Origin of the sequence: Synechococcus sp. YX-04-1, from assembly GCF_030546365.1 — a bacterium.
Lineage (GTDB): Bacteria > Cyanobacteriota > Cyanobacteriia > PCC-6307 > Cyanobiaceae > Parasynechococcus.
In genome coordinates, this window is sequence record NZ_JAUONZ010000005.1 from 143468 (window position 1) to 165365 (window position 21898).

General features: G+C 60.0%; 18 protein-coding genes and 1 tRNA gene. 10 read left to right on the plus strand and 9 right to left on the minus strand.

All coding sequences use genetic code 11. The features are described 5' to 3' along the window. The first annotated feature begins 43 nt into the window (after window positions 1-43). A complete protein-coding gene (locus Q3Y53_RS10240; RefSeq protein WP_303535589.1) occupies window positions 44-4054 on the plus strand; it encodes a magnesium chelatase subunit H in 4011 nt (1336 codons plus the stop codon). An 80-nt stretch (window positions 4055-4134) separates the two neighbouring features. Here the strand turns inward: Q3Y53_RS10240 and Q3Y53_RS10245 are convergent, their stop codons facing one another. From Q3Y53_RS10245 to Q3Y53_RS10260, 4 genes are read right to left on the minus strand one after another with little or no spacing between them, the layout of a single operon-like run. Then, window positions 4135-5118: a GlcNAc-transferase family protein gene (locus tag Q3Y53_RS10245; RefSeq protein ID WP_303535591.1), complete on the minus strand. Its 984-nt coding sequence runs from the start codon at window positions 5116-5118 to the stop codon at window positions 4135-4137. Next, window positions 5115-5960 (minus strand): dihydropteroate synthase, encoded by an 846-nt coding sequence (gene folP / locus Q3Y53_RS10250; protein ID WP_303535593.1) that lies wholly within the window; start codon window positions 5958-5960, stop codon window positions 5115-5117. Before folP ends, Q3Y53_RS10245 begins: the two co-directional genes overlap by 4 nt. After that, complete coding sequence (gene tpiA / locus Q3Y53_RS10255; protein WP_226424451.1) at window positions 5938-6669, minus strand: triose-phosphate isomerase; 732 nt, start codon at window positions 6667-6669, stop codon at window positions 5938-5940. The genes folP and tpiA overlap by 23 nt, the downstream gene beginning before the upstream one ends. A 32-nt stretch (window positions 6670-6701) precedes the next feature. After that, a complete protein-coding gene (locus Q3Y53_RS10260; protein WP_226424450.1) occupies window positions 6702-6899 on the minus strand; it encodes an RNA-binding S4 domain-containing protein in 198 nt (65 codons plus the stop codon). Between the two features lie 39 nt (window positions 6900-6938). Between Q3Y53_RS10260 and Q3Y53_RS10265 the strand changes: the two genes are divergently transcribed. After that, complete coding sequence (locus tag Q3Y53_RS10265; protein WP_303535597.1) at window positions 6939-8684, plus strand: ABC transporter ATP-binding protein; 1746 nt, start codon at window positions 6939-6941, stop codon at window positions 8682-8684. 49 nt (window positions 8685-8733) lie between these two features. Next, a complete protein-coding gene (locus Q3Y53_RS10270) occupies window positions 8734-8964 on the plus strand; it encodes a DUF6447 family protein (protein ID WP_186510210.1) in 231 nt (76 codons plus the stop codon). A 62-nt stretch (window positions 8965-9026) separates the two neighbouring features. Here Q3Y53_RS10270 and Q3Y53_RS10275 read toward each other — a convergent pair whose 3' ends face one another. From Q3Y53_RS10275 to carB, 3 genes are read right to left on the minus strand one after another with little or no spacing between them, the layout of a single operon-like run. Further along, the gene (locus tag Q3Y53_RS10275) at window positions 9027-10379 is read right to left on the minus strand and encodes a sodium:alanine symporter family protein (protein ID WP_303535600.1); all 1353 of its coding nucleotides are present in this window, start codon (window positions 10377-10379) and stop codon (window positions 9027-9029) included. Between the two features lie 56 nt (window positions 10380-10435). Then, a complete protein-coding gene (locus tag Q3Y53_RS10280) occupies window positions 10436-11101 on the minus strand; it encodes a DUF3386 domain-containing protein (protein ID WP_226424272.1) in 666 nt (221 codons plus the stop codon). A gap of 35 nt (window positions 11102-11136) precedes the next feature. Continuing rightward, complete coding sequence (gene carB / locus Q3Y53_RS10285) at window positions 11137-14460, minus strand: carbamoyl-phosphate synthase large subunit (protein WP_226424271.1); 3324 nt, start codon at window positions 14458-14460, stop codon at window positions 11137-11139. 104 nt (window positions 14461-14564) lie between these two features. Here carB and Q3Y53_RS10290 point away from each other — a divergent pair, with 104 nt between their 5' ends. The 6 genes from Q3Y53_RS10290 (at window position 14565) to Q3Y53_RS10315 (ending at window position 18866) form a co-directional block, all read left to right on the plus strand. Then, window positions 14565-15200, plus strand: coding sequence for a DUF3318 domain-containing protein (locus tag Q3Y53_RS10290; RefSeq protein ID WP_226424270.1), 636 nt, complete (start codon window positions 14565-14567; stop codon window positions 15198-15200). Next, on the plus strand, window positions 15193-15549 hold the full coding sequence (rsfS, locus tag Q3Y53_RS10295; protein ID WP_226424269.1) for a ribosome silencing factor: 357 nt from the start codon (window positions 15193-15195) through the stop codon (window positions 15547-15549). Before Q3Y53_RS10290 ends, rsfS begins: the two co-directional genes overlap by 8 nt. An 11-nt stretch (window positions 15550-15560) precedes the next feature. Next, window positions 15561-16055: a CGLD27 family protein gene (locus Q3Y53_RS10300; protein WP_226424268.1), complete on the plus strand. Its 495-nt coding sequence runs from the start codon at window positions 15561-15563 to the stop codon at window positions 16053-16055. Window positions 16056-16072: 17 nt separating this feature from the next. Further along, on the plus strand, window positions 16073-17041 hold the full coding sequence (locus tag Q3Y53_RS10305; protein ID WP_303535606.1) for an asparaginase: 969 nt from the start codon (window positions 16073-16075) through the stop codon (window positions 17039-17041). Between the two features lie 45 nt (window positions 17042-17086). Then, a tRNA-Met gene (locus Q3Y53_RS10310) sits at window positions 17087-17163 on the plus strand. Window positions 17164-17222: 59 nt separating this feature from the next. Next, a complete protein-coding gene (locus Q3Y53_RS10315) occupies window positions 17223-18866 on the plus strand; it encodes a GMC oxidoreductase (RefSeq protein WP_303535608.1) in 1644 nt (547 codons plus the stop codon). Here the strand turns inward: Q3Y53_RS10315 and Q3Y53_RS10320 are convergent. Beyond that, the gene (locus Q3Y53_RS10320; RefSeq protein WP_226399210.1) at window positions 18847-19113 is read right to left on the minus strand and encodes a DUF2811 domain-containing protein; all 267 of its coding nucleotides are present in this window, start codon (window positions 19111-19113) and stop codon (window positions 18847-18849) included. The genes Q3Y53_RS10315 and Q3Y53_RS10320 overlap by 20 nt on opposite strands. A 406-nt stretch (window positions 19114-19519) precedes the next feature. Beyond that, complete coding sequence (locus Q3Y53_RS10325) at window positions 19520-20635, minus strand: sirohydrochlorin chelatase (protein ID WP_303535612.1); 1116 nt, start codon at window positions 20633-20635, stop codon at window positions 19520-19522. Between Q3Y53_RS10325 and Q3Y53_RS10330 the strand changes: the two genes are divergently transcribed. Beyond that, entirely contained in the window at window positions 20576-21889 is a 1314-nt protein-coding gene (locus Q3Y53_RS10330) for an FAD-binding oxidoreductase (protein WP_303535614.1), read from the plus strand. The two genes, Q3Y53_RS10325 and Q3Y53_RS10330, sit on opposite strands and share 60 nt — an antisense overlap. The last annotated feature ends 9 nt before the right edge of the window (window positions 21890-21898 follow it).

Sequence of the window (21898 nt, forward strand, 5' to 3'; positions counted from 1 at the left end):
GGCCAGTCACCGTAAGGTTCTTTACATTGCTCAAAGCGCGCAGATGTTCACGCAGGTCCGCTCCGCCGATCGCCGAGTTGCTCCTGTGGAGGGTCAGAACCACAAGTCCGTGATGAAGGCGGTTTATGTGGTGCTCGAGCCTCAGTATCAAAACGCCCTCACCCAGGCTGCGACGGCACTGAATGCGTCAGGTGGCGATCTCGGGATCGAGCTGAGCGGCTATCTGATCGAAGAACTCCGCGACGACGACAACTACGCCGGCTTCTGTGCCGATGTGGCAGAGGCTGATGTTTTTATCGCCTCCTTGATCTTCATTGAAGATCTGGCTCAGAAGGTTGTGGACGCCGTTGCCCCACACCGCGATCGACTCAAGGCGGCTGTGGTCTTCCCGTCCATGCCTGAAGTGATGCGGCTGAACAAGCTGGGCAGCTTCTCGATGGCCCAGCTCGGTCAGAGCAAGAGCGCTATCGCAGGCTTCATGAAGAAGCGGAAGGAGGCCGGAGGTGCTGGTTTCCAGGACGCGATGCTCAAGCTACTGAACACGCTGCCCACCGTCCTCAAGTACCTGCCGGTCGAGAAGGCGCAGGATGCCCGCAGCTTCATGCTCAGCTTCCAGTACTGGCTCGGCGGTACTCCCGACAACTTGCGCAACTTCCTGTTGATGCTGGCGGACAAGTACGTCTTCCCAGCCGCAGAAGGTGAGGAGCGTCCAGCGATGGACGTGGCGGAGCCCGAAGTGTTCCCCGACCTCGGCATCTGGCACCCCCTGGCTCCCTCGATGTTCGAGGACCTCAAGGAATATTTGAACTGGAACTCCAGTCGCACAGACCTGTCTGAGGAAGCCCGAAAAGGACCTGTGATCGGCCTGGTTCTCCAGCGCAGCCACATCGTCACCGGTGACGATGCGCATTACGTGGCCACCATCCAGGAACTGGAGTTCCGTGGTGCCCGCGTGATTCCAATCTTCTGCGGTGGCCTCGACTTCTCTAGGCCGGTCAACGCTTTCTTCTACGACCCGCTAAATCCCGAACAGCCCCTGGTGGATGGCATCGTCTCCCTCACCGGTTTTGCGCTGGTCGGAGGTCCGGCCCGCCAGGACCACCCGAAGGCGATTGAGTCTCTGAAAAAGCTCAACCGCCCTTACATGGTGGCGCTTCCCCTCGTCTTCCAAACCACCCAGGAGTGGGAACAGAGCGACCTCGGCCTGCACCCGGTGCAGGTGGCCTTGCAGATCGCCATTCCGGAACTTGATGGTGCCATCGAGCCCATCGTTCTGTCCGGTCGTGACGACGCCACCGGCAAAGCTCACACCCTCCAAGACCGGGTTGATGCCATTGCTGAGCGTGCAATTCGCTGGTCATCACTGCGGATCAAGCCCCGAAACGAAAAGAAGCTGGCGATCACCGTGTTCAGCTTCCCTCCCGACAAGGGGAATGTCGGAACGGCGGCTTACCTCGACGTCTTCGGCTCGATCCATCGGGTGATGCAGGAGATGAAGGCAAAGGGCTACGACGTTCAGGACATGCCTTCCACTCCTCGAGAGCTGTTGGAGGCCGTCATCAATGACGCCGATGCCATGCAGGGCTCCCCGGAGCTGTCGATCGCCCATCGGATGAGCGTTGAGGAGTACGAGCGCCTAACTCCTTACTCCGAGCGGCTTGAAGAGAACTGGGGCAAGCCCCCCGGCAACCTCAACAGCGATGGCCAGAACCTTTTGGTTTTCGGTCGCCATTTCGGCAACGTCTTCGTTGGTGTTCAGCCCACCTTCGGCTACGAAGGTGACCCGATGCGCCTGCTCTACTCCCGTAGTGCAAGCCCTCACCACGGCTTCGCCGCCTACTACACCTACCTGCAGAAGATCTGGAAGGCTGATGCGGTGCTGCACTTCGGCACCCATGGCTCCCTCGAATTCATGCCCGGCAAGCAGATGGGCATGAGCGAAACCTGTTATCCCGATTCACTGATCGGTGCGCTGCCCAACCTCTATTACTACGCCGCCAACAACCCCTCCGAGGCCACCATTGCCAAGCGGCGGGGTTATGCCTCCACCATCAGCTACCTCACCCCTCCTGCCGAAAACGCCGGTCTATACAAGGGCCTGAAGGAGCTGGGTGAGCTGGTGGGTTCCTACCAGCAGCTCCGTGAGGGCGGCCGCGGCATTCAGATCGTCAACACGATCGTTGAGACGGCACGTCAGTGCAACCTCGATAAGGACGTCGACCTTCCTGAGGAAGATGCCTCGACTCTCGAATTGGAGGGACGCGATGCCCTTGTGGGTGCCGTCTACCGCCAGTTGATGGAGATTGAAAGTCGTCTCCTTCCTTGTGGCCTGCACACCATTGGCAAGCCTCCCACCGCAGAGGAAGCCGTTGCCACGTTGGTGAGCATCGCTGCTCTTGAGCGTGAGGAGGATGGCCTGCGCTCACTCCCCGGCCTGCTGGCTGAGGCAATGGGCCGCTCCATCGAAGACATCTACAAAGGCAACGACGAGGGCGTGCTCGCTGATGTTGAGTTCAATCGCACGATCACGGAGACATCCCGTGCTGCGATCGGTGCCATGGTTCGTACCCTCACCGGTCGTGATGGTCGGGTCAGCCTGCGCAACAGCTTCGGTTGGTTCTACGACCTGCTGGCGAAGTTTGGCTTCAAGCTTCCCTCACCCTGGTTGCGGGCCTGTTGCACGGCCGGTTTCGTTCAGATCGATTCCGCCGAGCTCGACAAGCTCTTTGCTTATCTGCGCTTCTGCCTCGAGCAGGTGTGTGCCGACATGGAAATGGAGAGTCTCCTGAAGGCTCTGGATGGCGAATACATCCTTCCGGGCCCTGGTGGTGATCCGATTCGGAATCCTGGTGTGCTTCCCAGCGGCAAGAACATCCACGCGCTGGATCCGCAGGCGATTCCCACCCGTGCCGCGGTGGCTGCAGCCAAGAGTGTTGTCGATAAGTTGATTGAGCGTCAGCGCGAGGAACAGGGCACTTGGCCCGAGACCATCGCCTGCGTGCTCTGGGGAACGGACAACATCAAGACCTACGGCGAATCTCTGGCTCAGATTCTTTGGTTCGTTGGCGTCAAGCCGATGCCTGATTCCGTGGGTCGGGTCAACAAGCTTGAGCTGATCCCCCTTGAAGAACTCGGTCGCCCCCGCGTTGATGTGGTGGTGAACTGCTCCGGTGTGTTCCGCGATCTGTTCATCAACCAGATGGCCCTGATTGATCAGGCCGTGAAAATGGCTGCAGAGGCCGACGAGCCCCTAGAGCAGAACTTCGTTCGCAAGCACGCCCTCGAGCAGGCCGAGAAAGAAGGCATGAGTCTGCGTGATGCGGCCTGCCGGGTGTTCTCCAATGCCAGCGGTAGCTACAGCTCCAATGTGAACCTTGCGGTGGAGAACAGCACCTGGGAGGAGGAAGGTGAGCTGCAGGAGATGTACCTCTCTCGCAAGACCTTCGCCTTCAATGCCGACAACCCTGGTGAGATGAACCAGAAGCGTGAGGTGTTCGAGAACGTGATGAAGACTGCGGATGTCACCTTCCAGAATCTGGATTCGGCTGAGATTTCCCTCACTGATGTGAGCCACTACTTCGACTCCGATCCCACCAAGCTGATCGCGGGCCTCCGTGATGACGGCAAAGCTCCCACCAGCTACATCGCTGACACCACCACGGCCAACGCGCAGGTGCGCTCGCTGAGTGAAACCATCCGCTTGGATTCTCGTACCAAGTTGCTGAATCCCAAGTGGTACGAAGGCATGCTCGACTCCGGCTATGAGGGTGTGCGAGAGGTGGCCAAGCGTCTCAACTTCACTTTGGGTTGGAGTGCAACCAGTGGTGCCGTCGACAACTTCGTTTACGAGGAAGCCAACGAGACCTTCATCAACGATCCGGAGATGCGCAAGCGTCTGCTGGAACTGAACCCCAACAGCTTCCGTCAGATCGTGGGTACGCTTCTTGAGGTTCACGGTCGCGGCTACTGGGAGACCTCAGACGAGAACATCGAGCAGCTGCAGGAGCTGTATCAGGAAGTGGAAGATCGGATTGAGGGTGTTGTCACCGACTAATCTTCGACCAAGTGATGAACAAAAAAGCCAGAGTTCGTCAGAAACTCTGGCTTTTTTGTTGGAGATGAATGTGCTGCATTTCAGAGCTGCGAAATGTTGAACTCTGCCTTTCTTGCAGCTTGGCTGATTTCTGCTCTTTTGAAATCAACCCCAGCCCACTGTTGATACATGGTTAGGCTTCGTGTTGTCCCTAATTCAAAAGGTTTTGGCCCGTCAGGATGATCATTGAAGCAACGGATTGCCGCCGGGGCGTTGTCGAGGCTGCCAAGTAGTCTGTGAACACGTTTGTGTGAGCGAAGGTTGTACTGGTGCCAGTCACTGTGATCGCCCCAATGGGTGGCTGAATGCTCTGCTGCCGTACTTTCCGATTTATAGAGATGAAAGAGCAGTAGACGGTTTGGGGCGTAGATGTTGAAACCCGAAGTCCAAAGTCGTGCCGACATTGCAATCTCTTCTCCGTAGAAATACAGCTCTGGGTCGTAGGGAACTTTGCTCACGATTGAGCCGGCTCCGAACAGGAAGCCTCCAGCGATAAAGGCTCCGGGGATAGGACGTTCTGGCTGTTCTTCTGGAAGTTGGAATCGGCTGATGCCTCGCAGCTTGAGGATGCCGTACGCATCGAACTCGTCGGCACCCATCACCGGCAATGTTGATGTTTGAAATCGGCAGGGTGGGTGAAAGCCGTTGGGGTAAACACTGAGAACGGCTCGCTCATCGCTGCATTCCTTCCAGGTCTTCAGCAGTAGGTCATCCCAGTGCTCCACGGCCCGCATGTGGCTGTCGATCTGGAGCAGGAAATCTTCTCCTCCGTAAAAGCTTTGGGCCTGCCGACGGGCCCAGCAGGCTCCATGACTTTCAGTTGCATCGAACCTGACGATCTTCAGGTGTGGATGATTCGGAAACGCGCTTTCTCCCCAGTGGGCTGGGTCGTTATCAGCCAGCTGCAGGCAGATGCTGAAGCGCAGGCGTTCGGGTTGCGCTGCCCTTTCGATCAGGTGGTGCAGCGTGGCCGGGAGATCCGGGTCTCGGTAAGCCGCGATCTGTATGAAGATCGTGGATCTCACCAGAGGGCAGCAGCCATGCGCAGCGTCTGGCTGATGGGACTTACATCGTGCACCCGAAGCACGGCAGCGCCCGCCTGAGCGCAGCGGCAGGCCACGGCAGCGGTCCCCCAGAGCCGCGCCTTCGGTCTGGGCTCGTCGAGCACGGCACCAATGAAGCGTTTGCGCGAAGGGCCGATCAGCACCGGTTTTGGGCCTTCGGTGAGTTGTTCCAGATCCCGCAGCAGTTGGAGGTTTTGCTCGTGGGTCTTGGCGAAGCCGAGACCCGGATCCCAGATGATTTGGCTTTCATCAACGCCGGCTTGAATCGCGGCTTCGCTGCGCTCCAGCAACGCCTCTTTCACATCCGTCACGACATCGGTGTAAGTCGTGAGTTGATCCATTGTTTGGCTGTCACCGCGGCTGTGCATCAGCACCACCGGACAGCCCGCATCGGCAACCACGCGCAGCAGATCGGGATCCCGCCTGCCACCGCTCACATCATTGATCCAATTGGCACCTGCCTCCAGGGCTTTCGCGGCAACTGGTGCGAGAAACGTGTCGACGGAGATCAGGGCCTCTGGGCAGTGCTGCCGTATTGCTTGGAGCGCAGGTAACAGTCGGCGTAATTCCTCCTCAGCGCCAACCTCCTCAGCTCCAGGGCGGGTGCTCTGGGCTCCCAGATCCAGTACGTCAGCGCCATTGCACAGTTGCCGCTGGGCTTCGGCGAGGGCCCTTTCACTGGCCAGGAATCGTCCTCCGTCGCTGAAGGAATCGGGAGTGATGTTGATCACCCCCATCACAGTTGTGCGTTGGCGCCAGCCCTGGGGCCAGTCGCCTGAATCAAGCCGCTTGGTAGTTGGCAATCCGTCCAAAGCTTTCAGGCTCCAAGGAAGCGCCCCCCACCAGAACCCCGTCGATATCGCTCATTCCCATCAACTCATCAATGTTGCTGGGTTTGACGGAGCCGCCGTACTGAATCACCAGATCGGGGGAGCCCACCCAGCTTCGAATCAGACCACAGATGCGGTTGGCTTCTTCGGCAGCGCAGGTTTTGCCTGTGCCGATTGCCCAGATCGGTTCGTAGGCCACCACCAATTTCTCGGCATCGAGACCCTCGAGTCCCTGCTCGATCTGGCGGCGGATTACCCGTTCGGCTTCGCCCCGTTCGCGTTGCTCATCGCTTTCGCCAACGCAAACGATCGGAATCAGACCGTTGGACTGGGATGACCTGGCCCGGTGGTTGATCTGCTCGTCGCTTTCACTGAAGTATTTCCGGGGTTCGCTGTGGCCCACGATCGTGTGGGTCACACCATGCTCCTTGAGCATCGCTGGGGAGATCTCTCCAGTGAAGGCACCTTGGCCTTCCCAGTGCACGTTCTGGCTTGACAGGCAGAGGCGGGAGTTCTTGCTGAGTTCCGCCATGGTCGACAGCGCCGTGAAGGGTGGTGCCAGCACCAGGTCGCGGTCGTCAGGGGTGTCAGCAATCAGTGGCAGGAAGGCTTCCATGAATTCCCGCGACTGGGCGCAGGTCATGTGCATCTTCCAGTTGCCAGCGATCACCCGTCTGCGCACGCCTTGCTTCCCCATGGAATGTGGCAGCCAACTTACGGCCCGGTCGCGTTTTCGCTCTCGACAACGGACTCCTCCCCAGCAAGCACAACCCGATCTCCCGGGGAAAGCTGACGACCGCGCCGGGTTTCAACGCTTCCATTGACCTCCACTTCACCCATCTGAATGCGTTGCTTCGCTTCACCGCCGGTGGAGACCCAACCCTTCCATTTCAGGAACTGATCCAGCTTCATTGGAGAGAGTTCTGAGCTCAACATTGATACTGTGCCGCGATGCTGACCCCATCCCAGGCCGGATTCCGCCGGCTGCTGCCGCTGCTTCGCCCCCACATGCGGGAACTGCTCTGGGGGGGCTGCTGCATGGTGGTTTACGTCGGCAGCTTTCCGCTCCTCGTGCAGCTGGCCGGGGACTTGTTTCCAGCGCTGGGGTCGGGTGATCTTGCTCGTGTGTTTCAGCTGATCGGGCTGGCGTTGCTGATCTTTGCTGTTCAGAAAATCGCCCAGTTCGGTCAGGACTCTCTTCTTGCCGGACCTGCATTGCTGGTGAGCCAGGATTTACGGCGCGATCTGTTCCGCCGCTTGCAGACCGTGGAGCTGGGAGCGCTGGAGAAGCTCTCGGCCGGTGATCTCACCTACCGCTTCACCGAAGACGCAGATCGCGTCAGCGAGGTGCTTTACAAGACCATTCACGACACGGTTCCCAGCGTGCTTCAGCTCTTTGCTGTGCTGGGGATGATGCTTTGGCTCGACTGGAAACTGACGCTGGCCATCCTGTTGCTGGCACCGGTGATCGTCTGGTTGATCAGCCTGTTTGGTGCGCGCGTGATGGTGGCCACGGAACGCAGTCAGAAAAAGGTGAGTGAACTGGCCGGTCTGCTTGGTGAGGCCATCGAAGGTTTGCCCCTGGTGCGTGCTTTTGCCGCTGAGCCCTGGTTGCAGGACCGCTTCGAGACAGAAATCGACCAGCACCGGCAGGCCCGCCACCGCACCTACAGCCTCGTGGCGCTTCAGCATCCGGTGGTTGGCATCATCGAGGTGGTGGGTCTGTTTGCCGTGCTGGCTCTCGGAGCCTGGCGGATTCAGACCGGTGATCTGAGCATTGCCGGGCTGAGCAGTTACCTGACGGGGCTGATCGTGCTGATCGATCCCATTGCTCACGTCACCAACAACTTCAACGAATTTCAGCAGGGTCAGGCGTCGCTGCGACGTCTGCGTGAGATCGAGAGAGAGCCTCAGGAGGCCGCCGATCCAGTCGAGGCGCAATCCATCGGTGCTCTTCGAGGTGATTTGGTTTTTGATCAGGTGAGCTTTGGCTATGACCCAGCCCAGCCGGTGCTGCATCAGTTGAATCTGCAGGTGGATGCCGGTCAGGTTCTGGCCATCGTTGGCCCCTCCGGTGCGGGCAAAAGCACCTTGCTGTCGCTCCTGCTGCGATTCAACACCGTTCAACAGGGCGAGATCCGCCTTGATGGCACCGACATCAGCCTGATGCGCGCCCGTGAGCTGCGTCAGCAGGTGGCCCTGGTTCCGCAGCGCACAACCGTGTTCTCCGGAACCGTTGCCGAAGCGATTCGGTTCGGGCGTCGTGCGACGGACGACGAGGTGCGCGATGCGGCTCGGTTGGCCAATGCGGATGATTTCATCCGTGCCTTGCCCCGGGGGTATGACACCCAGCTTGAGGAACGGGGAACCAACGTTTCCGGAGGACAACTGCAGCGGATCGCCATTGCCCGGGCGGTGCTCGGCAATCCAGCGCTGTTGCTACTGGATGAAGCCACCAGTGCCCTCGATGCAGAAGCCGAGGCTGCGGTGCAACTCGGCCTTAAGCAGGCGATGAAGGGACGAACGGTGTTGGTGATCGCTCACCGTCTGGCCACGGTGCAGGAAGCCGATCGAATCGTGGTTCTTGAGAAAGGTGCTGTTGTCGATCGAGGAACCCACGATGAATTGATGCAGCGTGGTGGGCGTTATCGCGAATTGTGCGAACGGCAGTTCATTCGAGATCGGCAAAAGTCCTGAATCCCTCTACGATCTGGCCGCCGGCACACCGCCATCCCGGCGATGAACGATGACTGACTCTGCAGCCAACAACCCTGTCTTGACCTTTGAGGGCAAGCGCTACGACCTCAATACGCTTCCCGATGAGCTCAAGGAGCTTGTGCGTGGCATGCAGGTTGCCGACGCTCAGCTGCGGATGCACGAAGACACCCTCAAGGTTCTGGCTGTGGGTCGTCAGAGCCTGGCCATGCAGCTCAATGAAAAGCTCAAGTCCGTAACTCCGTTGCCCGATCAGGGTTGATCAGCCGCCAATAAAAAAAGGGGGGCGTTGAGCCCCCCTTTTTTTATTGCTCGTCGTTGTGCTCAGTCGCTGAAGCTGTAGGCCTTGGTGAGTTTGAACACCGTTCCGGAGAGCAAGATCAAGGCCACGAGGTTGGGGAGAGCCATCAGGCCGTTCAGCGTGTCGGCGATCGACCAGATCACTCCACGGTCCCCGGCGACAGCACCAATCACGACAACAGCCACCCAAGTCAGACGAAAGGGCAGCACGGCGGACTCACCGAACAGATAGGTGGTGCAGCGCTCGCCATAGAAGCTCCAGCCGAGAATGGTGGTGAAGGCGAAGACCACCAACCCCAAAGTGACCACCACGCCGCTGCCGGCGATGCCGGTGTTGAAGGCAGCGATTGAGAGGTCTGCGCCGCTCAGCTTTTCGCCTGCTGCATCGAGGATCAGATTGGCTTTGGTGGTGATGATCACCAGGGCGGTCATTGTGCAGATGATCAGGGTGTCGATGAAGGTGCCCAGCATCGCCACCGTTCCTTGGCGAACGGGATCATCTGTTTTGGCAGCCGCGTGAGCGATCGGAGCGCTCCCCAGGCCTGCTTCATTGGAGAAGATGCCCCGTTTGAACCCCATCAGCACAACCTGACCGAGGGCACCACCGGCCGCAGCTTTGCCAGAGAACGCGTTGGAGACAATCGTGGCGAAGGCCTCAGGCACGCTCCCCAGATTGGCCAACAACACCAGAAGGCATGCAGCGACGTAGAGGATCGACATCAACGGAACAATGGCGGAGGCCGCCTGGGCGATGCGCTTGATGCCCCCGATGACGACAGCAAAAACCAGAGCCGCCAAAACCACGCCGGTCGCCAGCTTCGGGATGCCGATCAGGCTCAAGGCTGACGACACCTCAAAGGCCTGAACCCCATTGCCGATGCCGAAGCCCGCCAACATGCCGAAGAGGGCAAACAGGCCAGCCATCCAGCTCCAGCCGCTGCCGAGACCGTTGCGGATGTAATACATCGGCCCACCCACGTGGTTGCCGTCTCCATCGGTTTCGCGGAACTGAACCGCGAGCACTGCTTCGGCGTACTTGGTCGCGATGCCGAAGATCGCGATGATCCACATCCAAAAGACGGCGCCAGGTCCACCAACGGCGATGGCCCCGGCAACACCGGCGATGTTTCCTGTACCGATCGTGGCCGACAACGACGTCATCAGCGCTTGAAAGGGGGTGATCTCTCCTTCGGTTTGAGATGCGGCAGGACGCAGCATCATTGAGATGCCATAGCCCAGCCGTTGCAGTGGCATGAACCGCAGGCCCACCATTAGAAGAATGCCTGTCGCGGCAATCAATAGGACGGTGGGCCATCCCCAGACGATGCTGTTGATCGGGCCATTGATGGCCTGAATGGTCGACTCGACTCCGCCCATGCCTTTCAACAGGTTTGGGCGGATGGTCTCATAGCCGGCTTGTACCGGCAATCAACTCAGAGCGATTCGAGATCTTCAAAGCGGAAGGTTTGGCTGCCTGCGGGGGTATCGCCATGGGCTTCGGTGGTCACGACCCGCTCGGCCAGCACCCAGGGGCCATCCCCAGGAAGAGGAGCGAAGCTGTCTTTGAAGCTGCTGCGCCCGCCCCGGGCTTCTCCCGTTGCCGGGTCGGAATACTGACTGGTGTAAGTGTGACTGAGGTAGCCCGCACCCGTGTCGGTGACATCGGTGGTGTAGATCGTCACGACAGTGCCGTGGATGTGACGGTGAACCATGGTCACCACGTCATCCTTGATGCGGTATTTGTCCCCTGCTCCTTTGCCGCCGACCAGGACTTCGGTTCCCACGTCGTTGGTATCACCGGCGGTGAAGGTGTTCTCACCGTGGGTCTGCTCAAAGCTGCGACGCACGCGATGGATTGCGACTTCCCAGAGCTGGGAATTCACCGCCTTGAGGATCTCTTCGTTTTCAATGCCTTCCACCTTGGCTTTGAGATCTGCGCCGATCTCAAACTTGCCTTCGACCCGTTGATCCCCCTGCTGCCAGATGCAGCGTCCGCGGTAGCCGGGGAATCCAGGTGCCCAGGTGTAGCGGTTTTCGTAGGCGCGACGGAAGTCATCACGCAGGTCACTACCAGACTTAACGGGAACGGAGGCTGTCACAGCGGTGAGTAGGCTTCTGCAACCCTACCGGTGGCCTAACGCTGCATGGCGTGGACGTCCTGCAGGGCATGGATGCTGAGCCTCGGCTGTTGCTGGAGTGCTGAGATCGCCTCCACTGCCGCCCGTGCTCCCGCGAGAGTCGTCACCGTTGGCACGGCGTAATCGAGCGCTGCCCGACGCAGGTACTTGTCGTCATGGGCAGCTTGCCGGCCAATCGGTGTGTTGATCACCAGCTGCACCTGATTGGAGCGAATCTGATCCTCGATGTTGGGGCGCCCTTCATGCACCTTGAGTACAGATTGCACCTTCAACCCCGCGTTGGCGAGAGCCTGAGCCGTGCCTGAGGTGGCCGTGACATCGAACCCGAGTTCGATCAGCCGAGCGGCGATGGGCACCAGCGCTTGCTTGTCCCGGTCGTGGGTGGAGAGGAACACTGTCCCCTGGGTGGGCAGAGCTTCTCCAGCGCCGAGTTCAGCCTTGGCATAGGCCATGCCGAAACTGTCGGCGGATCCCATCACCTCTCCCGTGGAGCGCATTTCTGGCCCCAGCACCGTGTCCGCCCCTGGGAAGCGCCGGAACGGCAGCACCGCCTCCTTGATCGACTGAAGCGGGGGCTTCGGTTCGCTGGTCATACCGATGTCGGTGAGGGTTTCGCCCGCCATCAGTCGGGTTGCCAGGCGAGCCAGTGGTTGTCCTGTGGCCTTGGCGACGAAGGGGACAGTCCTGGAGGCGCGGGGGTTGGCTTCGATGATGTAGACGACCTCTGATCCATCGGTGTTGCGCTGCACGGCGAACTGAAGGTTGATCAGACCCCGCACCTCGAGGGTTTGCGCCAAGGAGCGACTCCACTCGCGAATCGTGTTCAGTGCCGCTTCGCCGAGGGAGACCGCGGGCAAGCAGCAGGCTGAGTCTCCGGAATGGATTCCCGCCGGTTCGATGTGCTCCATCAGACCACCGATAATCACAGCACCGGTGTGGTCGCAGAGGGCGTCCACGTCCACTTCAACGGCATTTTCGAGGTACTGGTCAATCAGCACCGGATGGTCTGGCTCCACCTGCACGGCTTCGCGCATGTAGCGGTTGAGTTCCTCTTCGTCGAACACCACCTCCATGGCTCGTCCGCCCAAGACATAGGAGGGACGCACGACGACTGGATAGCCCACCCTTGTCGCCACGGCCCGTGCCTCCTCCTCACTGCGTGCCAAGCCATTGCGGGGTTGGCGAATGTTCAGCTTCCGGAGGATGGCTTCGAACTGTTCGCGGTCCTCGGCCCGGTCGATCGATTCAGGAGAGGTGCCCCAGATGCTGGTGCCCGTTGCGCGCCCCTCATCACTGTCAAGCCAGCGCAGCAGGGGAATCGCGAGTTTCAGAGGTGTTTGTCCACCGAACTGCACCACTACGCCATCGGGACGCTCCGCTTCGATCACATTGAGCACGTCCTCCAAAGTGAGCGGTTCAAAGTAGAGGCTGTCGCTGGTGTCGTAATCGGTGGACACCGTTTCCGGATTGCTGTTCACCATCACCGTGGTGATCCCTTGCTCCTGCCCTGCAAAGGAGGCATGGCAGCAGCAGTAGTCGAATTCGATGCCCTGCCCGATTCTGTTGGGTCCACCACCAAGGATCATCATCTTGCGGCCGCCCTCGCGGCGACTCACCTCAGATGAAGCGGGAAGGGGCTTGAGCGATCCGTCGGCCTGCAGGGTCTGCAAGGGACGCTCGTAGGTCGAGTAGTGATAAGGAGTGGAGGAAGCGAACTCCGCAGCGCAGGTGTCGACGGTTTTGAAGACGGCGCGAACATCGAGCTGATGACGCCGCTGACGCACCGACAATTCGTCGCTGTTGGTCTGCCAGGCGATCTGTCGGTCTGAAAAACCCAGTTGCTTGGCTTCAAACAGGCTGTCGGCATTCAGCTGCTCCAGGCTTTTGCCCTTGATCAGCCTTGCCTCCGCCTCAATGATGCGTCGCAGTTTGGCCAGGAACCAGGGGTCAATCGTGCTGATCCGATGAATCTCCTCATCGCTGCGTCCGCGCACCATCGCCGTTCGCACGCTGAGGATGCGCTCTGGAGAGGGGGTCCTCAACTGGCGATCCAGCTCACCATCAGTGAGCTCCGGTTCCTCCCGGTCGCCTCCCCATCCCGAGAATCCCGTTTCCAGGGATCGCATGGCTTTCTGGAAGGACTCTTCGAAACAACGGCCGATGGCCATCGCTTCGCCCACCGATTTCATTGAGGTGGTGAGGACGGCCGGACTACCTCGGAATTTTTCGAAGGCGAAGCGCGGGATTTTGGTGACGACGTAATCAATGGTCGGCTCGAAGCAGGCAGGCGTCTTCCCGGTGATGTCGTTGAGGATTTCGTCGAGGGTGTAGCCGACGGCGAGGCGAGCGGCGATCTTGGCGATCGGGAAGCCGGTGGCCTTGCTGGCCAAGGCCGACGATCGGCTCACCCTGGGATTCATCTCGATCACCACAACGTCGCCGTTGTCGGGATTAATCGCGAATTGGATGTTGCTGCCGCCCGTTGCGACACCGATTTCTCGAATGATGGCGATCGACTGGTCGCGCAACCGCTGGTATTCCCGGTCCGTGAGGGTCTGGGCCGGAGCCACCGTGATCGAATCCCCCGTATGCACCCCCATGGGGTCGAGGTTTTCGATGCTGCAGACGATCACGACGTTGTCCGCCAGATCACGCATCACTTCAAGCTCGAATTCCTTCCAGCCCAGGAGCGATTGCTCGATCAGGATCTGAGAAACCGGACTCGCCTCAAGCCCGCTCTTGCAGATTGCTGCGTATTCCTCGGGGTTGTAGGCAATGCCCCCGCCACTTCCCCCCAGGGTGAAGGCAGGTCTGATGATCCGCGGGAAACTTCCGATCGCGGCCCCGACGGCTTCGGCTTCTTCTTGGGATGAGGCAATGCCCGAAGGGCAGACCTTCACCCCGATGCGCTCCATGGCCTGCTTGAACAGCAGACGGTCTTCCGCCTTCTGAATCGCCTGGAGGTCAGCACCAATCAACTCGACGCCAAAGCGTTCCAGGGTCCCGTTTTCCGCCAGGGTGACCGCCAGGTTCAGGGCGGTCTGCCCGCCCATGGTCGGCAGCAGAGCATCCGGCCGCTCCTTTTCGATCACCCGGGTCACGACGTCGGGCGTGAGCGGCTCGATGTAGGTGCGATCCGCCATCTCCGGGTCGGTCATGATCGACGCCGGGTTGGAGTTGATCAGGATGACTTCATATCCCTCGGCTCTGAGGGCCTTGCATGCCTGGGTTCCGGAGTAATCGAACTCACAGGCCTGGCCGATCACGATCGGACCAGATCCCACCAGGAGAATGCGACGCAGATCAGACCGCCTCGGCATGGGAAATCGTCCTTGGCCAAACATTTCAAGCCTCTCACGCGGACTCGCCCCGACTGGGGGACTTGGCCTCGCTACGGTGATGAGAGATCAGCACCAGAGTTGCAATGAGTGAGCTCCAGCGCCTGAAGGGGCTGCTGCCACCGGAAATGCAGAGCTGGGTGTTTGTGGAATCAGCTGCTGCAGTCGATCCTCCATTGATCACCCTTGAGGAGATCGGCCGGGATGAAGTGGAGATCCAGGTGGATCTCGAAGAATGGGACGCTCTCGCGTTGGATCACCGCAATTTGCTGTTCTGGCATGAAGTCGGTCGGATCCAGAACGACACCATTCCCCGGGATGGGTGGGAGATGGCCGCTCTGGCCATCGGCCTCGGCGGTGCCATCGGTGAGTTGTGGGTTCAAGACGGTCTTCTGCTGATGATGGCCCTCGGCCTGTCTGGCTTTGCGGGTTATCGGCTCTATTTGAAGAACAACTCTGAGAAACGCCTGCAGGACGCCATCAGTGCCGACGAGCGTGCAATCGATCTGGCCTGCCGCTTCGGATACAGCGTGCCGAACGCCTATCGGAGCTTGGGGGGTGCGTTGAAGGAATTGGTGGAAAAGACCCGCAAGAAGCGCCGCCGCAGTTACTACGAAGACCGTCTTGAGGCGCTGCGCAAGAGTGCCAGCAAGGCCAGAGCTGAAATGGCCCAACAGGAGGGCTCACGAAGCTCCGTTACCAGCGAGAACGTCTATGGATAGCGAAAAGCTTGCCGAATTGGTGGCCGATGCCTGTGATGACCGCAAGGCCACCGATATCCGCTTGATCCGTGTTGATGAGGTTTCTAGCCTGGCGGATTGGATGGTGATTGCCGGCGGTCAGTCCGACGTTCAGGTACGTGCGATTGCTCGGTCGGTTGAAGACCGCCTGGAGACTGAGGCTGATCTACTTCCTTTGCGCAAGGAAGGGCTTAATGAGGGGCGCTGGGCTCTTCTGGACTACGGCGATGTGATCGTGCATGTGCTGATGCCCGATGAGCGCGGCTACTACGACCTTGAGGCGTTTTGGAGTCACGGTGAAACCCGAACCTTCTTACCGTCGGTGAAGTAACCGCTTGCCCCATGCCTGAAGCGGTGTCCTGCCCCGTTCCACCGGAGCAGCGGCCACTCGAGGAGTTTCAGCAGCTCTGCGAGTCATGGTTCTTTTCCTGGCCAGCGGGTCAGGATCCTCGCCTGACCCAACGCCTTGCCGGCTTCTGGCTGCTGATCCTCCCGGTCTGCAGCCTGATTGCCAGTGGGAGTTGGACCTTGAAGCAGGATCCCCCCAGGCTCCTGGCCTCAGCCGCTGTTGCAGCTCTTGTGCTCCCCCTGCTGCTGCTGGTCCGGCAATGGCTTGGTTGGACTTACGTCATGCAGAGGCTTCTGCGTGAATCCGTCGACTACGAGGAATCCGGCTGGTATGACGGGCAGACCTGGGAAAAGCCGCTGTCCTGGCGGGAACGGGATCTGCTTGTGGCCCGGCATGAGGTTCGCCCGATCCTTGGTCGTCTAGGACGAGCGATGGCCACCTCGGCGGGTTTGATGCTGGCTGGTGCCAGTCTCTGTCAGGCTCTCTGAATCAATTGGGGTGTCCGATGACTTTGCCCTCGGGCTTCAGCCCTGCAGCCCGGTCTGGTTCAGCCCCCCTTGAGGTCTGTCTGCGGCGCGGATCGATCACGGAATCGGTGCATCGGGTTCATGCGGTGGTTTGTGATGGCCGAGGACGGGTGTTGATGTCGGCAGGAAACCCCGGGCAGGAAAGTTTCATTCGTTCGGCTCTGAAACCCTTTCAGGCCCTGCCGTTTCTCAGCAGTGGAACCGCCGACCAACTGGATGTAGATGAACGGGGCATCGCCATCAGCTGCGCGTCCCATGCGGGCACCAATGTCCACGCCCGGGAAGCCTTCAGATTGCTCTGGAAAGCAGAGTTGGACAGTTCCTCACTGCAATGTCCAGTTCCAAACGGGGCTGACAGTCCGTTGCAGCACAATTGTTCCGGTAAGCACGCTGCCTTCCTGGCCACCAGTCGAAAGATGGGCTGGCCGATCGAGACCTATCTCCAGAAGGACCATCCGCTGCAGGTTGAAGTGAACCGCCGGGTCGCTGAACTAATCGGTCTTCCTGCTGAGGAATTGGTTGCAGAACGGGATGACTGTGGTGCTCCCACCCTGGTGTTGCAGTTGGCTCAGATGGCCTTGCTGTATGCCCACCTCGGCGCCTCACAGAATGCTGAACTCGAGCAGATCAGTCGGGCGATGCTGAGTCATCCCGACCTGGTGGCCGGCGAGGGTCGTTTTGACACCGAGCTGATGCGGCGCAGCCATGGTCAGGTCTTGAGCAAAGGTGGTGCAGAGGGCATTCAATGCCTCAGCCGTGTTGGTGAAGGTCTTGGAGTAGCCATCAAGGTGGAAGACGGCTCCCGTCGTGCCAAGCAAGCGGTTGCTCTGCATCTCTTGCGTCAACTGGAGTGGCTCACACCGATGGGGCTCGATGAGCTCGATGAGCAGGTGCTGGTCGTGAACCCGAGCGTCAAGCTCAGCGTGTCCGGTTCCTTGCAGTCGTGACTTTGCTGTCACCTGCGACACCGACATGTATGATTTTTGGGTCGCCGCGGGGTAGAGCAGTCTGGTAGCTCGTCGGGCTCATAACCCGAAGGTCGGGAGTTCAAATCTCCCCCCCGCCACCAACTCTGATTGAATGAAAGATCTCCCTCATGGGAGATTTTTTTTTGCCTGTCGTACCTCCATGAGCAGTCGCTCCATGAACTGCGATGGCCCCTGGGACGCCATTGTTGTTGGCTCTGGAGCGAGTGGCGGCGTGGCCGCCATGACCTTGGCTGAAGCAGGAGCGCGCGTGCTCGTGGTGGAGGCAGGACCTGACCTCAACAGCACGCAAGCCTTCGGGGCTGAACCAGGAAATCTGCTGCGGCGGATCGTGGGCCTGACCAGCGGTAGCCATCGCCAGCAGTCCCAGCATCCTGGCTACTGGAAAGCCAACCCTCGTCTGTATGCCGACGAGCGTCTGCATCCCTATGAGCACCCGGCGGAACAGCCGTTTCTGTGGACGCGAGGCTTGCAGGTTGGCGGCCGCAGCCTCACCTGGGGTGGCATCACCCTGCGTCTCTCCGATGAGGATCTGGCCGGTGTGGATGTGGAGGGTGAAGAGGTCAGTTGGCCTTTGCGCAGCGGTGAGCTGACACCTCACTACTCCGAACTGGAGCGCTGGCTTGGCGTTCATGGTGGGCGCGATGGTTTGAATCATCTGCCGGATGGCGAAACGCAACCGGCTCTGGCGGCGACTCCGGCGGAACAGCGTTTTGCTGAAGCTGTGAGGCAACGGTTGGGGTATCCCGTGATTCCCTCAAGGGGGTTTGGTCCGGCGCCGCAGGGAGCGGCCCCCGCCTGGCCCCGCTCCAGCAGTCGCGGCAGCAGCCTTCCCCGCGCCATGGCCACAGGACGCACACAGCTGCTTTCTGCGCATTTGGTGGAGCATCTGTTGATGGGTGCCGGCGGAGACAAAGCCATTGGTGTGGTTGCCGTTGACCAATCCAACGGCAACCGCAAGGAGTTGAAGGCGGATCTCGTGGTCTTGGCTGCTTCCACGATTCAGACCGTGTCCATCCTGTTGCGTTCCCGTCGTGGGGAACAGAGCAACGGTTTGGACGACCCTTCAGGGCGACTTGGCACACGCTTGATGGACCATGTGTCCACATCGCAGTTTTTTGCCTTCCCCGAGGCTGTGCATGGGGAACAACCCACGCTCACGGGGGCTGGAAGTTTTTTTGTTCCGTTTGGCCGACACCTGCCATCGGCTGATTTTCAGGGTGGCTATGCCCTCTGGGGTGGCATTGGACGGTTTGATCCGCCGCGGTGGTTGCGGCGTCGCCCTTCAAGCATCACCGGTTTCCTCATTGGTCATGGCGAAGTTCTTCCCAGGGCTGAAAACAGGGTGACCCTGAGCGAGCGCACGGATCGCTGGGGCGTGCGTGTCCCTTCGATTGCCTGCCGATGGAGCGGCAATGAATTGGCAATGGTGAGGCACATGCGCGCTTCGATCCAGTCCTGCATTGCCGCCGCCGGAGGCGAAGCTAAATCGATCAAAGACCTCTTTCACCTGCCCTTGGTTGAGCCTTTTCTGGAGGGTGCTGTTGCGCTGTCTGACGGCGCAGCCCCCCCGGGCTACTACATCCACGAGGTTGGAGGGGCTGCGATGGGGGGAAGCGAGACCAACAGCGTTGTTGATTCCTCTAACCGTCTTTGGCGAGCTCCCAATGTTCTTGTGGTGGATGGCGCCTGTTGGCCGACGTCGGCCTGGCAGAGCCCAACGCTGACGATGATGGCCCTGAGCCGTCGAGCCTGTCTGCTGGCCTTCAGTGGTCGGGGCGGATGAACAGATCGTCGAGATAGCGCTCGGTCACCGCGCGGTCGTCACAGCCGTTCTGAAACAGAAAGTGGGCGAGAGCAGAACTCATCACGCGGTATTGGTCCCAGGTGGGGTTCTCCCCGAGGAAATCCTTCATGCCTCGATAGAGCACCTCGGGGATTTCCGTTTCCAGGCTGACGTAACTGGCTTTTGAAGCAGTTCCGCGCTCCGTGGTCCCCTTTTCATGGCATCGCTCGAGGTGATTTCGGTTCATTCCTTCCAGCTTGTCCCTGTCCAACGCCCACCAAGAAAGCCACACAACCGGCGCTTGCGTCAAAGCCGTCGACATTTGTTGAATTGCAGGTGAGACGAGATGAGACTGCAGTCTGTGACTGGGTTTGAGTGCACAAGAAATGACGAACTGCGGTTGCTCTAGGTCGAATAGGCAGTCTGTCAACCCGGTGGCACGATTCCCTCAGAAATTCACAGGTTGACCGTCACAGCCGGCGTGCCAACTTCCGTCTGTGGAAAACGATGTCAGTTTTTGTGGAAAAAGAGGGTGAACCCTTGCGAAGCAATTTCGATAAGAAAGCCTGATCTTTGCTTCGTCGCTGCTGTCGCTTTCGAGAACCGTGTCATTGGCGACAAGTCAACAGCAGGTTCTCTTTGGATCCATAGAATCAATCTTTAGGGATGCCGTTGTTGCGCTTCAACGTGGTAGGCCCCAGGGGATGGTCGGCGTGGGGATAAGGGGGGTGATGGTGTTCATGGCTGTGATCTGACCCATGGCTGTGATCTGACCCATGGCTGTGGTCTGAAGGGTGGCTGTGGTCATGGGCAATCGGGATGCCGTCAGGTTGGCAGGCACCCGTGCACTCCAGCTCGCAGAGCGTGCAGCTTTCCGCAAGTCCTTCCACGTGGTGGTGGTGGCTTTCCTGGGCGCGTCCCACGTCCTGTTCGAAGCCAAGCACCTGGGCGCGGTACTTGCAGAGTGAGCAGTTCATGGCGGTGTCCCCCCGCAAGACCTCTTCGACCCGTTCTTTGAAGGTGTCCACCACCAGGGTGTGGTCGCCCAGATAGCCCGCAGAGAGAAACTCCACCTCGGGGTGATCGGCAGCCACCAGCTCGGTGTGTTGGCGGATTCGGCTCACCAGAACCCCTGAAAAGAGGAAATAGGGCACCACCACCACCCGGCGGAAGCCCAGCTTCACGGCGTGACGAAGCCCCGGTTCCACCAGGGGGAAGGTCACGCCCGAATACACCGTTTCTCCCCAGCCGAAGCCAAATCCCTCCACCAACAGCCGCGTCACCTTGGCCACGTTGGAGTTGGCGTCTGGATCCGAGGAACCTCGACCCACCACCACCAGCAGGGTCTCGGCCAGTGGAACGTCGTGCTTCGCCGCATCCAGGCACTCCTGAACGCGGGCCCCGGCGGCCGACACCATCAACCGGTCCACCCCCAGCTCCCGGCCGTAATCGATCGGTAAACCCGTTTCGGCCGTGTAGGTGTTCAGAACAGAGGGGATGTCGTTCTTGGCATGCCCTGCGGCGAAAAGCATGGCTGGAATGGCCAACACCTTGGTGACGCCTTTTCCCCGGAGCGCTTCAAGGCCATCTCGAAGGATGGGCCGGGCGAATTCCAGATAGCCGTGCTCCACCGGCATGGGGGCGAGCCGAGGTCGCAGGGCGTCCACCATCTCGGCGAATTCTTCGACGGCCAATCGGTTTCGACTGCCATGGCCGCAGATCAGAACGCCAAGGCGCTCGTTGCCGGTTTCCTCGTGCTGTTCGGCCAAAAGCTCGCTCTGCTGTTCCAATGGTTTGACGATATCGGTCGCATCGCAATGGATTCAGACCGTCCCGTTTTCTTCAATGCGCAGGCGGCTGATGCGAGGCGCTCCGGTCTGGTGTCCCCCCGACCAGAGGAGTTGGTGACCTTGGTTCAAAACTGGACCGGCCCCCGGCCGCTGCGTCTCTGTGGCGGGGGGACCACGTCTCGGGCCGCCGTGGCCGACCACTGGACCCTTGATCTTCAAACCCACTTCCAGCGCCTGGAGTGGCAGCCCGCTGATCAGTCGGTCTGGATTGGCGGGGGCTGCCGCATGGGAGAGGTGCTGGAGGCCTTGCTTCCCCACGCCCGAACCGTGGCTGCAGGTTTGTCGGGTCTGCCTGGGCTTGGCTATGTGCTCACGGGCGGCATGGGGCCGCTGAGCCGGCAGGTGGGGCTTGCTGTTGATCAAGTGCTCGAGATCCATGGAGTCTGGGGAGATGGCAGCCCCTTTTCGCTGTCTCGGGCTGCCGATGCTGGTTCCCTGGAGTGGCGGAGCCTCTGTGGTGCTGCGCCGTTTCTGGGGGTGGTGAGCGAGTTGCGCATGACCACCCAGCCGCTCGTGCCGCTGTGGGTGGAGCAATGCGTGGTGTCTCCGGATCAACTGCCTGAGTTCATGCTTCAGGCGGAAGCGGCCGACTCCAGCACCAGCCTGCAGTGGCATTGGGAGAGCGCAGACGCGGTGCAGTTGCTCCGGATTGCCGATGCCCCATGGGCTGGTGCGCAGGAGATCGAAGGGTTGCATCAGCTTCCACCGTTGAGTGGATCGGCTCCGATGCCTCCCCGCTCTCACACGGAGGTGGTCGGCTTGTTGGGGCCGGCAGCTGCTGAGCTCTGGGGGCCTTTGATGCCGGATTTATGCCGTTTGCTGCAGCACCGTCCTCATCCGCTCTGCAGTCTGGCCTGTCAGCAGCTTGGGGCGGCGACGCAACAGGTTGACGTGGAGGCCAGCTCGTTTGTGCACCGCAATGCCGAGTGGAAACCATGGATTACGGCCGCCTGGAGCCCGGGGGATACCCCGGGCTCCAGGCGCAGCCTCGCTTGGTTAGAGGAGGTCTGGCAGGTCCTCCAGCCGGTCTGCCCTGGTGTGCATCTGGCGCAGTTTCATGACCATCTGCCCTTCCATCACAAAGAGTTAGAGGCAGCGTTCGGCTCCTGGTTGCCCGAGTTGCGAAAGCTGAAACAGCGCTTGGATCCAGCAGGCACCCTGCCGACGCTCTGATTTACGGTC